At 70.9% G+C, this 14,284-nt stretch carries 13 protein-coding genes; 7 read left to right on the top strand and 6 right to left on the bottom strand.

The window, feature by feature from the left end; genetic code table 11:
• Nucleotides 1–27: 27 nt before the first annotated feature.
• From M3667_RS04785 to M3667_RS04760, 6 genes are all read right to left on the bottom strand, one after another.
• Entirely contained in the window at nt 28–840 is an 813-nt protein-coding gene (locus M3667_RS04785) for a lytic murein transglycosylase (protein ID WP_251505701.1), read from the bottom strand.
• 100 nt (nt 841–940) lie between these two features.
• The gene (locus tag M3667_RS04780) at nt 941–2,152 is read right to left on the bottom strand and encodes an ROK family protein (protein WP_251505700.1); all 1,212 of its coding nucleotides are present in this window, start codon (nt 2,150–2,152) and stop codon (nt 941–943) included.
• A 107-nt stretch (nt 2,153–2,259) separates the two neighbouring features.
• A complete protein-coding gene (gene mmsB, locus M3667_RS04775; protein WP_144830375.1) occupies nt 2,260–3,480 on the bottom strand; it encodes a multiple monosaccharide ABC transporter permease in 1,221 nt (406 codons plus the stop codon).
• 5 nt (nt 3,481–3,485) lie between these two features.
• Complete coding sequence (mmsA, locus tag M3667_RS04770; RefSeq protein WP_251505698.1) at nt 3,486–5,015, bottom strand: multiple monosaccharide ABC transporter ATP-binding protein; 1,530 nt, start codon at nt 5,013–5,015, stop codon at nt 3,486–3,488.
• 130 nt (nt 5,016–5,145) lie between these two features.
• On the bottom strand, nt 5,146–6,267 hold the full coding sequence (chvE, locus tag M3667_RS04765; RefSeq protein WP_144830380.1) for a multiple monosaccharide ABC transporter substrate-binding protein: 1,122 nt from the start codon (nt 6,265–6,267) through the stop codon (nt 5,146–5,148).
• Between the two features lie 216 nt (nt 6,268–6,483).
• On the bottom strand, nt 6,484–7,053 hold the full coding sequence (locus tag M3667_RS04760) for an NTP transferase domain-containing protein (RefSeq protein WP_251505695.1): 570 nt from the start codon (nt 7,051–7,053) through the stop codon (nt 6,484–6,486).
• A 51-nt stretch (nt 7,054–7,104) separates the two neighbouring features.
• Between M3667_RS04760 and M3667_RS04755 the strand changes: the two genes are divergently transcribed.
• From M3667_RS04755 to M3667_RS04725, 7 genes are all read left to right on the top strand, one after another.
• The gene (locus tag M3667_RS04755) at nt 7,105–8,085 is read left to right on the top strand and encodes an XdhC family protein (RefSeq protein WP_251505692.1); all 981 of its coding nucleotides are present in this window, start codon (nt 7,105–7,107) and stop codon (nt 8,083–8,085) included.
• Nucleotides 8,082–9,380 (top strand): amidohydrolase family protein, encoded by a 1,299-nt coding sequence (locus tag M3667_RS04750; protein WP_251505690.1) that lies wholly within the window; start codon nt 8,082–8,084, stop codon nt 9,378–9,380. Before M3667_RS04755 ends, M3667_RS04750 begins: the two co-directional genes overlap by 4 nt.
• Nucleotides 9,377–10,003: a helix-turn-helix domain-containing protein gene (locus M3667_RS04745; protein WP_251505688.1), complete on the top strand. Its 627-nt coding sequence runs from the start codon at nt 9,377–9,379 to the stop codon at nt 10,001–10,003. Before M3667_RS04750 ends, M3667_RS04745 begins: the two co-directional genes overlap by 4 nt.
• Nucleotides 10,004–10,018: 15 nt before the next feature.
• On the top strand, nt 10,019–10,966 hold the full coding sequence (locus M3667_RS04740; protein ID WP_251505686.1) for a PDR/VanB family oxidoreductase: 948 nt from the start codon (nt 10,019–10,021) through the stop codon (nt 10,964–10,966).
• A 292-nt stretch (nt 10,967–11,258) separates the two neighbouring features.
• Nucleotides 11,259–12,509: an amidohydrolase family protein gene (locus tag M3667_RS04735; RefSeq protein ID WP_251505684.1), complete on the top strand. Its 1,251-nt coding sequence runs from the start codon at nt 11,259–11,261 to the stop codon at nt 12,507–12,509.
• 27 nt (nt 12,510–12,536) lie between these two features.
• A complete protein-coding gene (locus tag M3667_RS04730; protein WP_230704039.1) occupies nt 12,537–13,313 on the top strand; it encodes an ABC transporter ATP-binding protein in 777 nt (258 codons plus the stop codon).
• A complete protein-coding gene (locus M3667_RS04725) occupies nt 13,310–14,203 on the top strand; it encodes an ABC transporter permease (protein ID WP_251505681.1) in 894 nt (297 codons plus the stop codon). The genes M3667_RS04730 and M3667_RS04725 overlap by 4 nt, the downstream gene beginning before the upstream one ends.
• Nucleotides 14,204–14,284 lie beyond the last annotated feature (81 nt).

The following is a 14,284-nucleotide window of genomic DNA, read 5'->3' as shown; positions in this document are numbered from 1 at the left end:
GCGTGTTTGGGAGACTCGACAGGCCGATCAACCCGCCGCACGGGACGCGTACGCGTTCGCTATGGCGGCGACGGCGTCGACGTAGCTGTCGAGGTGGTTGTACGAGAACACCGCGCGGCGCCAGCCTGCGGCATCCGTCATCTCACCCGACGCGCACAGGTACCGCGCCGCGGCGAGGGCCGCATCGTCGATCTGGTTCGGATCGACCACGCCGTCGCCGTTCGCGTCGGCGCCCCACCTCTCCCACGTCGCGGGGATGAACTGCAGCGGACCGACCGCGCGGTCCCACCAGGCATCGCCGTCGAACCGTCCGCCGTCGGTGTCGGCGATCGCGGCGCTCGCAGACCCGTCGAGGGCGATCCCCCGGATGGGCGGGTCGGGGTACCCGTCGGGCCGCAGCGTGCCGCCCGAGTGCGTGCCGTGGCCGGATTCCACGGCGCCGAGCCCCGCGAGGGTGGTCCAGCCGAGTCCGCACGCGGGCTGCTCGCGCTGCACCGTGAGCGCGGCCGATGCGTACGCGCGCACGGCCCGCTCGGGAATCCCGGTGCTGCCCGCCGTGGCCGCAGCCCACGCGGGATCGGCCGCGACGACCGAGGAGATGACCGCCCCGCCCGCAGCCGCCTCGACGGCCACCGGGTCCGGCGCGCTCTCGACGACGTCGGTTCCGGATGCCGCGGCCACCGACACCTGCGAGGTCGCACTCGCACAGCGCTGCGCCTCTTCCTGGGCCGAGGCGTGCGCCTGCGCCTGGGCGACGAGCACCAGCATCCCCGCGCCGAGCACGACCAGCGCCGCGAGCCACGGCCAGATCGGGCGGCGGCGGAGCTCACCGACGTCCACGCGCACCTCCCGAGCGGTGCTCCGACGGCATCCGCGTCCCGAGACGATAGGGGCGCCCGCGGTCGCCCGCGTGAACGGACGGGATACGAGAGGCGCCGCGTCAGCCGCGGAAGCCGGCCGGGTTCGACAGCAGGTCGGCGAAGGCGAGCTCGGCGGGTCCCACCAGCATGAGACGCGAGCGCAGGTGCGCGCGCTCGAGACGGATCGTGCGGCCCTCGGCGCCCAGCGGGTGCACGCGCACTGCGTCGGCCAGGCGCTCGCGGCTGACCGAGAGCAGGGCGCCGAGATAGCCCGAGAGCACGACGGTCTCGGGAGCGAACGCGTTGACGAAGTTGGTGAGGGCGAGCGAGAGCATCTCGACCTGCCGCGTCACCTCGGTCATCACCCGCGGATTGCGGGCGACGCCGAGTTCGACGTCGAGTTCGTCTTCGTCGAGCTTGCGGCGGCCCAGCAGCGGCTCGAGCAGGTCGAGGCTCACCTCGGCCTCGAGGCACCCGCGACGGCCGCACACGCACGCGCGTCCCCGCGGGTCGACGACGGTGTGCCCCAGTTCGCCCGCGTAGCCCGAGGTGCCGCGCAGCAGCGTTCCGTCGATGATCAGGCCGCCGCCGATGCTGTGCATCGCGCCGCCGAGGTACAGCAGGTTGCCGACCCCCACTCCGACGCCGAAGCGCGACTCGGCGAGGGCGCCGATGCTGGCGTCATTGCCCGCGGTCACCGGCATGCCGAGCTCGTCGCTCAAGCGGGCCGAAACGGGATCCCGCCTCCAGCCGAGGGTCGGCGAGACGAGCACCGAGCCGTTGGCGTTGACGAGCCCCGGTACCGCAAGACCCGCGCCGACCACGCGATAGTGGCGGTCGATGTCGGCGCGCATCGCCTCGACCGACGACGCGACGATCTGCACGAAGCGCCGAGGCGAGGGGGCGCTCGCGGTGTCGTGACGCAGCCGCGCGTGCACGACGCCGCCGAGACCGACCAGGGCGACGGTCACCGCGTGCGGCTCGGCGCGGACGCTGAGGGCGGCGACGTGGTCTTCGGGTTCGATGTCGAGCGTCGGGCGCCCGACCTTGCCGGTGCGTTCACCGCCGGGCGCCTCGCGCACGAGGCCCAGCTCGGTCAACTCCATCACCAGGCCGGTGACCGTCGAGCGGTTCAGGCCGGTGCTCGCGCCCAACTGAGCGCGCGAGAGAGCACCCCGGGAGTGGAGGAGCGAGAGGACGGACGCGAGGTTCTGCTGACGGATCAGATCGTTCGTCGTACGGCCAGTCGGCGGCGCGAGCGGGGTTGCGGGCTCGAACACGGCAGGAGTCATGAGGGTCGCACCTCCCCCATCATCGCATCACGACGCGACGACACCGAAAGCGGATCAGCGGGTGAAGCGGATGGGGAGCGGGCCCCGGGGCCGCGCTCCCCATCCGATCACGCACCGCCGTTGCGCCGCTTGTTGAAGATGTCGAACGCGACGGCCAGCAGCAGCACGATTCCCTTGATGGCCATCTGCCAGGCGGCGTCGACGCTGAGGATCGACAGGCCCATGTTGAGCACGCCCATCACCAGGCCACCGACGACCGCGCCGACCACGGTGCCGATACCGCCCTGCACGGCCGCGCCTCCGATGAACACCGCCGCGATGGCATCCAGCTCGTAGTTCTGACCGGCCGCGGCGACCGCGCTTCCGGCGCGGGCGGTGCTGACCACCGCGGCGAGACCGGCGAGGGCGCCCATGTTCACGAAGATGAAGAAGTTGACCCACTTCGTCTTCACACCGCTCATCACGGCGGCGAACAGGTTGCCGCCCATCGCGTAGATGTGGCGACCGAAGGTCGTGCGGTTGAGCACGAACGTGTACGCCAGCACGAGCACGGCGAGGATGATCAGCACGATCGGGGTGCCGTTGTAGGTCGCGAGCGTGAAGGCGGCGGCCATGATCACGACGACGGCTGCGGCGTTCTTCAGCCAGAACGACCACGCCACCTCCCGCGGCAGCTCGAGTCGGCGCAGGGTCGCGCGGGTGCGCAGCTGCTGCACGATGAGCAGCACGCTGGCGAGCGCGCCCAGCAGGAGCGTCAGGGCGTCCCAGTTGCCGAGGTAGCCGAGGAACGGCGGCAGCCACCCGGCGCCGATCGCCGTGAAGCTGTCGGGCAGACCGCTGATCGTGCCGCCGGTGAGCAGCACCAGGGTGAGACCGCGGAACAGCAGCATGCCGGCCAGGGTGACGATGAAGGCGGGTATGCCGACGAACGCGACCCAGAATCCCTGCCACGCGCCGACGATCGCGCCGACGACGAGCGAGAGGACGACCGCGAGGTACCAGGGCAGACCCCATTGATTCATCGCGATCGCCGCGATCGCACCCACCATCGCCACGACCGAGCCGACCGAGAGGTCGATGTGCCCGGCGATGATGACCATGACCATGCCGATCGCGAGGATCAGCACGTAGGCGTTCTGCTGGATGAGGTTGTTGACGTTGCCCGGCAGCAGCAAACGGCCGCCGGTGAGCACCTGGAACAGCGCGATGATGATGACGAGGGCGGCGAGGATGCCGAACTGACGGAAGTTGATGCGCGACAGGATGCCGCGACGGCGCGGCCCCGGTTGCGTCGGCGCCTCGACCGTCTGGGTGGATGCGGTGGCCATTGCTCTCAGTTCCTTCCGGCGGTCATGTGCCGCATGAGCGTCTCCTGGGTCGCGTCGTCGCGGCTGACCTCGGCCGTGATGCGTCCCTCGGAGATGGTGTAGATACGGTCGGAGAGGCCGATGACCTCGGGCAGCTCCGACGAGATGACGATGACGGCCTTACCCTGGGCCGCGAGTTCGTTGATGATTCCGTAGATCTCGTACTTCGCGCCCACGTCGATGCCGCGGGTCGGCTCGTCGAGGATCAGCACGTCGGGTCCGGTGAACATCCACTTCGACAGCACGACCTTCTGCTGGTTGCCGCCCGAGAGCCGCCCCGTGATCGCCGCGACGCTGGGCGCCTTGATGTTCATCTTGTAGCGGTACGAGTCGGCGACCTTGTACTCGCGGTACCGGTCGACGACGCCGAGGCGCGCGAGACGGGCGAGGGCGGATGCCGAGACGTTGACCTGGATGTCGCCGATGAGGTTCAGACCGTACTTCTTGCGGTCCTCGGTGGCGTAGGCGATGCCGTGCTTGATCGCGGCGTCGACCGTGCGCACGTCGATGGCCTTGCCGTTCTTGTAGACCTCACCCGAGATGCCGGTGCCGTACATGCGGCCGAAGATGCTCATCGCGAGCTCGGTGCGGCCGGCGCCCATGAGACCGGCGAAGCCGACGATCTCTCCCGCGCGCACCATGAACGAGGCGTCGTCGATGACCACGCGCTCGGTGTCGACCGGGTGGTGCACGGTCCAGTTCTCGACGCGGAACAGCTCTTCGCCGATGTCGGGCTCGCGCGGCGGGAAGAGGCTGTTCAGGTCGCGGCCGACCATGGCGCGGATGATGCGCCCCTCGTCGGTCTCGGGGTCGTCGCGCAACATCGTCTCGATCGTGCGACCGTCGCGGATGATGGTGATGCGGTCGGAGATGCGCAGCACCTCTTTGAGCTTGTGGCTGATGATGATGCAGGTGATGCCCTGCGCGCGCAGCTGGTCGATGAGATCGAGCAGGTGCGCGGAGTCGTCGTCGTTGAGCGCGGCGGTCGGCTCATCGAGGATGAGGAGCTTGACCTCTTTGGCCAGCGCCTTGGCGATCTCGACGAGCTGCTGCTTGCCGACGCCGAGCTCGAAGATCTTCGTCGCCGGATTCTCGCGCAGACCCACGCGCTTGAGCAGTTCGGCGGCGGCGGTGTTGGTGGCGTTCCAGTCGATGACGCCGCGGCGCGACTTCTCGTTGCCGAGGAAGATGTTCTCGGCGATCGAGAGGTACGGGCTCAGCGCCAGTTCCTGGTGGATGATGACGATGCCGGCGGCCTCGCTGTCGTTGATCGAGCGGAAGGCCATCTGCTCGCCCTCGAGGGTGATCGTCCCGTCGAAGCTGCCGGTCGGGTAGACGCCGCTCAGCACCTTCATGAGCGTCGACTTGCCCGCACCGTTCTCGCCGCAGACGGCGTGCACCTCACCCCGGTACACGTCGATCGACACGTCGGCCAGGGCCGGCACGCCGTTGAACGACTTCGAGATCCCCGACATACGCAGGATCGGTTCGGTCATGGTGTGTCCCTCTCCCGCCCCTCCGGGCGGCTGTTCGGCTCCGCCGCCCGCAGGCGGCCCTACTGCTCCGCCGCCCGAAGGCGGCACGGGGAGCGGCGGGGCGGGCGAACCCGCCCCGCCGCAGAGTGGATCAGAGCCCGACGTCGGAGGCCTTGAGGAAGCCCGAGTCGATGAGCTTGGACTGCACGTCGTCCTTGACGACGACCTCAGGCGTCAGCAGGTACGAGGGCACGACCTTCTTGCCGTTGTCGTAGGTCTTGGTGTCGTTGACCTCGACGGTCTTGCCGTCCTTGATCTCCTGGATCATCGTGAAGACGCGGTCACCCAGCGCGCGGGTGTCCTTCCAGACGGTCATCGACTGCGTGCCGTCGAGGATCGCCTTGACGTTGGCCTTGTCGGCGTCCTGACCCGTGATGATCGGGTAGTCGGCACCGGCGGTGTAGCCGGCCGACTTCAGCGAGGCCTCGATGCCGATGGCCAGGCTGTCGTTGGGCGAGAGCACCACGTTGACCTTCTTGCCGTCGCCGTAGAACGACGACAGACGGTTGTCCATCTCGGCCTGGGCCTTGTCGGACGCCCAGCCCTGGATGCCGATCGACGCCCACGCGTCGTCGTTCGCGGGCGACTTTCCGCTGGGGACGACCAGCTTGCCGCTGTCGACGTAGGGCTTGAGCACGTCCCACGCGCCGGCGAAGAAGAACTTCGCGTTGTTGTCGTCGGGGCTGCCGGCGAAGGGCTCGAGGTTGAAGGGGCCCTTGCCGTCCTTCAGGCCGAGCTGGTCTTCGATGAACTGTCCCTGCAGGGTGCCGACCTTGTAGTTGTCGAAGGTGGCGTAGTAGTCGACGTTCTCGCTGCCGTTGATGAGACGGTCGTAGGCGATGACGGTGGCGTTCTGCGACTTGGCCTCTTCGAGCACCGGGCCGAGGGTCGAGCCGTCGATCGCGGCGATCACGAGGATCTTCGCGCCGCCCGAGATCTGGTTCTGGATCTGGCTGATCTGCTGGTCGGTCTTGTTGTCGGCGTACTGCAGGTCGACCGTGCAGCCGGCATCCGTCAGCTTCTTCTGCAGCTGCTCGCCGTCGTTGATCCAGCGCTCCAGGCTGCGGGTCGGCATCGCGATGCCGACGTTGCACTCTCCGGTACCGCCGGAGGCAGCGGCGCCGCCGCCGTCGGCCGGACGGGTGGAGCTGCAGGCTCCGAGACCCACCGCGAGAGCGGCGATGGCCGCTCCGGTCAGGATTTTCTTCAGCATGTGATCTGCGTTCCTCTCTGAACTGCAGGGACCCTCATGGTCGTACCCGCGCCCTCCCCGGCGTCGGATCGGGTACGTCGTCGTTCCCGGCTGTGTGACCCGTCGAATTATGACGGCTCCGAAAAAATATCCATCCGGTGGGGTTTTGTCTATAGCCACGTCAAAATTACGCACACCGTGACCTGAGCGTGATTTCCGCTCGCGCAGGGGCGACCCTCAGCGCGTGTCGTGGTCGCGCCCCGACCACAGGTCGCCGCACTCCACGAGCTCGGCGTCTTGCGCGATGAGGTACGGACGCGCCCCGATGTCGCCCCGCACCGAGGCCGCTACCGGCGCCCAGTGCGCTCGGCCGAGCAGCACCGGATGCCCCGGTGCGCCGTCGTAGGTCGCCTGGGCGAGGGCCTCGGGCGCGGCCCGACGGACGAGGCGCGACACTGCCGCGGCCGGCACCTCCGGGGTGTCGACGGGAAGCACGACGACGGCGGACGAGCTTCCGGATGCCAGGGCTCCGAGCCCCGCGCGCAGCGACGCCGCCATGCCCGTGGCCCAGTCGTCGACCCGCACGATCTCGACACCCGCGGGCACGAGCTGGGCTGCCTCGTCGGCCGCCGCACCGAGCGTGACGGCGACGTCCCGGCATCCGCCCTCGATGAGGGCACGGACCGCCAGCGCGAGCCACGGGGAGCCTGCCGGAGTGCGCGCGAGCGCCTTGGGGCCGCCGAAGCGCCGCCCGGCGCCGGCCGCCAGCACGAGCCCCGACGTGGGCACGGGAGGGTCGGCGGGCATGGTCACGACAGCGTAGCGTGCACGAAACACGCCCCGACTACCGTCGCCGTCATGCTCGAACTGGCCGCCGATCTGGTTCCGCTGCTCGCGGCCGACGTGCCCGTCGCGGCGGTCACGGTGACCGCGGTCGTGCGCAGCGCACCGCGCGGAGTGGGGGCGACGCTCGCCGTCACCCGCGACGCGCGCGTGATCGGATCCATCTCGGGCGGATGCGTCGAGAACGACGCGGTCATGCTCGGCCTCGACGCTCTGCGCACCGGCTCGGTGCGTCGCGCGCGCTTCGGTTTCGCCGACGACGGCACCGTCACCCCGATCGCGGCCGGACTCGCGTGCGGCGGGGCCGTCGATGTCGTCGCCTACCCGGTCGAGGCGTCCGCCCTGCCCGCTCTCGAGGCCGCGCGCGCCGGCCGCGAAGCCACCCTGCGCCTCCCCCTCGACGGGGACCCCCTCGTGCTGCATCGGCCGGCGCTCCCCCGCCTGCTGGTGCTGGGCGCGGGCGAGCACGCCGCAGCACTGTGCCGTCTGGGCGCGGCCGCGGGCTTCGCCGTGACCGTGTGCGACGACTGGGCGCTGCTGGTGACGGCCGAGCGCTTCCCCGACGCCAGCGAGCTCGTCGTCGCCGCCCCCCACGACTTCCTTGCGGGCCTGGACGACGTCGACGAGCGCACCGCCGTCTGCGTGCTCACCCACGACGAGCGTCTCGACGTCCCCGCCCTCGCCACCGCGTTACGCATGCCGGTGGGCTTCGTCGGGGCGATGGGCGCGCGGGCGACCGTCGCGCGACGAGCGGCCCTGCTGCGCGCGGCGGGGGTGACCGACGCCGAACTCTCCCGGCTCCACTCCCCCCTCGGCCTCGACCTCGGCGGGCGCTCACCTGAAGAGACCGCTCTGTCGGTGATCGCCGAGATCGTCGCGAGCCGCAACCAGGCGAGCGCCCGCCCGCTCCGCGAAGGACGCGGGCCGCACCTCCACGCAATCGTCGACACGGATGCCGAGGCGGTCACCGCCTCGTGCGCGGTGAGGATCGCGTGAGCGTCGTCGTCATCCGCGGCGCGGCCGCCGTGCTCGAAGGACCCGGTCGCGTGCGCACCGGCGAGGTCGTGATCGACGACGGAATCGTCGTGGACGCCGCCGACACGACCGGAGCCCGCATCGTCGACGCCACGGGCTGCGTGGTGACCGCGGGACTCGTCAACGCCCACCACCACCTGCTGCAGACGGCGTTCCGCACGCTGCCGGGAACCCGCGGCATCCCGATGCGCGAGTGGCTGCCCGCGATGGCCGCGGCGTACGGGGCCGCGGGCGTCGACCCCGAACTGACCGGACTCGCGGCGCGCGCGGGCCTCGCCGAGGCCCTGCTCAGCGGGGTGACCACGGTCGCCGACCACCACCTGACGTGGCCGCAGGGCGCCGACGACGTCGGCATGGCCCGCGCGGCGGCCGCCGCCGCGACCGGCCTCGGGGCCCGTCTCGTGTTCGTGCGCGGCGCCGCTCGCGATGACCCGCAAGAGGCCGCCGCCTCGGCCGAGGCGATCGTCGCCGCCCTCGTCGCCGACCGCCCGGGCGGGGTCAGCGAAGACGGCATGCTGCAAGTCGCCGTCGGGCCGGCCGGCGTGCACAGCGACCCGCGCGAGACCTTCGACCTTCTCGCGGAGGTCGCGCGCCGCCACGGACTGCGGCGCCGCACCCAGGCCAACGAGGTCGTCGACGTCGAGGTCGCCCTCGAACGCTACGGCCGACGCCCGATCGACCTGCTGCAGGACTGGGGATGGGTGGATGCCGATGTGACGCTCGCCCACCTGTGCGACGTCACCGCCGACGAGATCTCGCGCCTCGCGGCCGCCGGGGTCACGGCGACGCACGCCCCCGGCTGCGACGTGCCCATGGGCTGGGGCGTCGCCCCGGTCCGGCGCCTGCTCGACGCCGGCATCCCGGTGGGTCTCGGCACGAGCGGCGGCGGCAGCAACGACGCCGGACACCTGCTGGCCGATGCCCGCCTCGCAATGCAGGTCTCGGCCCTGGTGGGGCCGCAGCTGCCGGCATCCGAGGTTCTGACGATGGCGACGGCGGGCTCGGCCGACGGACTCGGTCGACCCGAGCTGGGCCGGCTCACCCCCGGGTCGGCGGGCGACGTGTGCGTCTGGGACGTGACGGGAGTCGCCGACGCGGGCGTGGCCGATCCGATCGCGGGACTGCTCTGGGCCGCGCCCGGGCGCCGACCGCGCACGGTGATCGTGGGCGGTCGGGTCGTCGTCGACGAGGCGCGACTGGTCGACGCCGACGAGGCCGAGATCGTCGCCCGGCTGTTCGAGAGGGTGGGACGATGACGACCATGGCCCCCGCGATTTCCGCCGAGACGACGCCCACGAGCGAAGAGCGTCTCGGCGCCCACCTGCGCGGACTCCGCAAGGCGCGCGGCCTCACCCTCACCCAGCTCGCCGAAGCGGCCACCCTGTCGCACCCCTTCCTCAGCCAGCTCGAGCGCGGCCTCGCCCGGCCCAGCATGGCCAGCCTCGAAAGGCTCGCCCGCGCCCTCGGCACGAGCCGCGTCGAGTTGATCGCCGCCTCGGAGCCCCCGCGCGCCGACCACGACGCGCAGCCCTCGTTCGTCGCCGCGGGCGAGGGCGTCGTCGGCCCCTACGCCGAAGGCACCGCTCGCCTGCTGGCCGAGGGACCCCGGCGCTTCGAACCGCTGGAGTTCACCGGCTCGAACGATCAGCCCGGCGACCACTACGTTCACGACGAAGACGAGTTCCTCACCGTGCTCGAGGGCTCGGTCGTGATCTCGTTCGGGCCCTTCGGCGAGCGCACGCTGCACGTCGGCGACTCGGTCTACTGCCGGTCGGGCACACCGCACCGCTGGCACTCGCCCGGCGGTCGCACCTACCGCCTTCTCATCGTCAAAGAGGTCGTGCACGGCGACGGCGCCGACGACGCGATCGACGTCTAGCGAACAGGAGTTCTCGTGAGTGCAGGGGTGACCTTCGACGCGGTGGTCCGCGAGAGGCGCGACGCCGCCGACGGCGTGATCGTGCTCGACCTCGAGCGCGCAACCGGCACCCTGCCGCACTGGTCACCCGGAGCGCACATCGACGTCGTGCTGCCCGGCGGTGTCGAGCGCCAGTACTCGCTGTGCGGGTCGCCCACCGCGCGCGGCACCTGGCGCATCGGCGTGCTGCGCGAGCGCGAGGGCTCGGTGTGGCTGCACGAGAACGCCCACGTCGGAGAGACGCTGCGCGTGCGGGGTCCGGCGAACCACTTCCTCTTCGCCCCCACCGCGGGGCGGTCGTACGTCTTCGTCGCCGGGGGCATCGGCATCACCCCGATCCTGCCCATGCTCGAAGCGGCGGAGGCCGCGGGAACGACGTGGACGCTGCTGTACACCGGGCGCTCGCGGCGCACGATGGCGTTCGTCGACGAGCTCGAGCAGCGCTACGGCGACCGCGTCGAGGTGTTCGCCGCCGACGAGGGGCGCCGCCTCGACCTTGATGCACGGTTCGCCACGCCCGTCGCGCGCGAGGTCGTCTACGCGTGCGGGCCGGCCCGGCTGCTCGAGGGACTGGATGCCGCCATGGCCGGCTGGCCGCGCGGGAGCCTGCACGTCGAACGTTTCGAGGCCAAGGTGCTCGGCCCGCCGGTGTGGGCGGAGCCGTTCGAGGTCGACCTGATGATGTCGGGCCTCACGGTGACCGTGCCGCCCGAGCGCTCGATCCTCGACGTGGTGGAGGAGCAGGGCATCGTCGTTCCCTCCAGCTGTCGCGTCGGCACGTGCGGAACGTGCGAGGTCGCTGTCATCGACGGCGACATCGAGCACCGCGACTCGGTGCTGTCGCCCGAGGAGCAGGACGCCAACCGCACCATGATGCCGTGCGTCTCGCGCGCGGCCTGCCCGCGGATCACGCTCGAGCTGTAGGGCCCGAGGTCCCTGAGCCGACGCCGAGGTCCCTGAGCCTGTCGAAGGGACCGAAACCCACGCCGCGCCCGGAGGCTTCGACAGGCTCAGCCACCTCGACGGGCCGCGCCTGTCCGACAACTTTGTCGAGAGGGTCATGCGGGGGAAATACAGCGGAAACGCACGGTTCCTAGCATCGGATCATCGCCGGATGTTGGTCACACCAACACTGACGCAGCCGCCACAAGCGGCTCAGCCCCGCTGAGGTGGCTCCCGTCTTGCGCTTGTCTTCCCGACTTCTCCGGAGGCCCTCGTGTCTGCCGCTCCACCCGTCTCGATTGCCGCACTACGCGGCGTGCGCCTGACCTCGGGCGCGCTCGTCGACATTGCGCTCGACGGCGACGAGGTGCTCGCGGTGGTGCCCGCCGGCAGCCCCCTCCCCGACACCGACGGCGAAGTCCTCGACCTCGGCGGCTACCTCGTCACCGCGGCCGGCGCCGAGCCCCACGCCCACCTCGACAAGTCGCAGTCGTGGGACGCCATCCAGCCCGCCTTCGGCGACCTCGAGCGCGCCATCGAGAGCTGGCACGCCTTCGCGATGACCCTCGACGAGGACGACACGCTGCGACGGGCACGATCCACGGCGCTGCGCATGTTGGCATCCGGAATCACCTCCGTCCGCACGCACGTCGATCTGCTTCGCGGCGACGACGCTCTGACCGGCGTCCGCGCCCTGGTGCGCCTGCGCGAAGAGCTCGACGGTCTCATGGACATCGAGCTCGTCGCCCTCGGGGGTCCGAACATCCCGGATGCCGTGTTCGAGGCCGCCCTCGACGCGGGAGTCGACCTGGTCGGAGGCGCACCCCACCTGGCCGACGACCCGATCGCCGACCTCGAGCGACTGATCGCGCTCGCCCGTCGTCGCGACGTGGGTCTCGACCTGCACACCGACGAGAGCCTCGCCGGCGCCGACACCCTCGCCGCGTACGCCCGCCTGGTCGCCGGGTGGAACCGCCCGCGCACCGCCGGCCACTGCGTGCGCCTGAGCATGATGCCCGCCACCGACCTCACCCCGCTGGCCGACGAGGTGCGCGCGGCCGACATCGGCGTGATCGCCCTGCCCATCACAAACCTCTACCTGCAGGGATGGGAGGTCGACCACGCCGTCCCGCGCGGCATCGCCCCGATCGGCCGGCTCAAGGCCGCGGGCGTGCGCGTCGCCGCCGGGGCCGACAACGTGCGCGACCCCTTCAACCCCGTCGGCCGGTGCGACCACCTCGAGACCGCCTCGTTACTGGTCGCCGCGGGCCACCTCGCCCCCGCCGACGCCCTCGACGCCGTGACCATCGGCGCTCGAGACGTCATGAACCTCCCCTTCGCGGGACCCGTGGCCGGCGCCCGCGCCGACCTCGTCGCCGTGCGCGCCGCCTCGATCGGCGACGCCGTGGCCTTCGCCGACGCCGACCGCGTCGTGATCCACCGGGGGCGGCTCGTCAGCCGCACCACGGTGACCACCGTCACCGCCGTCCCCACCCCGACCGCCGCGCCCGCGACGGCCTCCTGACCACCCGAACGGAAAGCGAGCGCCCCCGTGACCTTGGCCTCCCCCGCTCCCGCAGACGTCGCGGCGTCCACCGCCCCTCTGCTGGACTTCCGCAACGTCGCCATGACGTTCCCCAACGGCACCACCGCCCTCTCCGGGGTCGACCTCACCGTCGAACGCGGCGAATTCGTCAGCGTCGTCGGCCCCTCGGGCTGCGGCAAGTCGACCCTGCTTCGCATCGCCTCGGGTCTCGAGACCGCGAGCGAAGGAACCGCCTCCGTCGCCACCGACCGCATCGGCTACGTCTTCCAGGACGCCACGCTCCTGCCCTGGCGCGACGTGCAGGCCAACGTCGAACTGCTGGCCGAGCTCAACTGGCAGCCCAAGCGCGTGCGCACCCCCAAGGCGAAGTGGGCGATCGAGCTCGTCGGCCTCAAGGGTTTCGAGAAGCACCTGCCCAAGCAGATGTCGGGCGGCATGAAGATGCGCGCCTCGCTCGCCCGCTCGCTCACGCTCGACCCCGAACTGTTCCTCTTCGACGAGCCCTTCGGCGCGCTCGACGAGATCACCCGTGAGCGCCTGAACGACGAGCTGCTCAAGATCTTCGTCGCGCAGAAGTTCGGTGGACTCTTCATCACCCACTCGGTCTCCGAGGCCATCTACCTCTCCACCAAGGTCGTCGTGATGTCGGGTCGCCCCGGCCACCTCGTCGACACCTTCGAAGTCCCCTTCGACATGCCCCGCGACCCCGAGATCCGCTACACCGCAGAATTCGCCAAGCTCGTCGGCGAGGTCTCCCACGCCCTCCGGGAAGGACACTCATGAGCACCACGTCTGCAGAACCCGTCGTCACCGAGACGTCGGAGACCACGGCATCCGTTCCGCCCGTGCAGCCGCCCGCCCCCCGCACCACGGCGACCCGCCGCCGCGGCTTCGGCGCCCGCGTGGCCATGATCTTGCCGCCGTTGGGCGTGCTGGTCGTGCTGCTGGGCGCCTGGTACGGCATCTCGATCGCGCTGGCCGCCTCGGGCAAGGGCTTCCTCATGCCCATGCCGCACGAGATGTTCACCATGGGCTTCTTCGACCCGCAGGTGGGCGCCGACATCTGGGTGGCGCTGTTCCGCACCACCGGCGTCGCCCTCACCGGCCTCGCCATCGCGATGGTCATCGGCATCGGCTGGGCCATCGCCATGTCGCTCGCCCGCTGGGTCGAGCGCTCGACCTACGCATACGCCGTGATGCTCCAGTGCATCCCGATCCTCGCCCTCGTGCCTCTGGTCGGCTTCTGGTTCGGCTACGAGTTCCTCGCCCGCGTCATCGTCTGCGTGCTGATCGCGCTGTTCCCGATGGTGTCGAACACCCTGTTCGGTCTGCAGTCGGTCGACAAGTCGCAGCGCGAGCTGTTCCGCCTGCAGAAGGCGAACAAGTGGACGGTGCTCACCAAGCTCACCCTCCCCGCGGCGCTGCCCTCGATCTTCGTCGGCATGCGCACCTCGGCGGGCTTGTCGGTCATCGGCGCGATCGTCGGCGACTACTTCTTCCGCCGCGGCGAGCCGGGCATCGGCTCGCTCATCTCCAACTACCAGTCGCGCCTGCAGAGCGCCGAGCTGTTCGCCGCGATCCTCGCGGCCTGCCTCCTCGGCGTCGTCATCTTCGCCCTGTTCGGCTGGCTGTCGAAAGTGGCCGTCGGCCGCTGGTACGACAGCACCCTCTAGGCCTCCAGATCCCGGATGCCACAGCCCCTCCCGCGCGAGAGTGCGGGAGGCGGCATCCGGAGTACCCGAAAACACCCGCAC

The organism is Microbacterium sp. P26, from assembly GCF_023712585.1.
GTDB classification, from domain to species: Bacteria; Actinomycetota; Actinomycetes; order Actinomycetales; family Microbacteriaceae; genus Microbacterium; species Microbacterium algihabitans_A.
The sequence above is the reverse complement of the archived record's forward strand: the minus strand, read 5'-3'. Positions and strand labels throughout refer to the sequence as shown.

Coding starts and splice junctions, on each gene's coding strand:
- M3667_RS04780 (WP_251505700.1), bottom strand. CDS start 2,152: ATGACTCCTGCCGTGTTCGAGCCCGCAACCCCGCTCGCGCCGCCGACT.
- mmsB (WP_144830375.1), bottom strand. CDS start 3,480: ATGGCCACCGCATCCACCCAGACGGTCGAGGCGCCGACGCAACCGGGG.
- mmsA (WP_251505698.1), bottom strand. CDS start 5,015: ATGACCGAACCGATCCTGCGTATGTCGGGGATCTCGAAGTCGTTCAAC.
- chvE (WP_144830380.1), bottom strand. CDS start 6,267: ATGCTGAAGAAAATCCTGACCGGAGCGGCCATCGCCGCTCTCGCGGTG.
- M3667_RS04760 (WP_251505695.1), bottom strand. CDS start 7,053: ATGCCCGCCGACCCTCCCGTGCCCACGTCGGGGCTCGTGCTGGCGGCC.
- M3667_RS04755 (WP_251505692.1), top strand. CDS start 7,105: ATGCTCGAACTGGCCGCCGATCTGGTTCCGCTGCTCGCGGCCGACGTG.
- M3667_RS04745 (WP_251505688.1), top strand. CDS start 9,377: ATGACGACCATGGCCCCCGCGATTTCCGCCGAGACGACGCCCACGAGC.
- M3667_RS04725 (WP_251505681.1), top strand. CDS start 13,310: ATGAGCACCACGTCTGCAGAACCCGTCGTCACCGAGACGTCGGAGACC.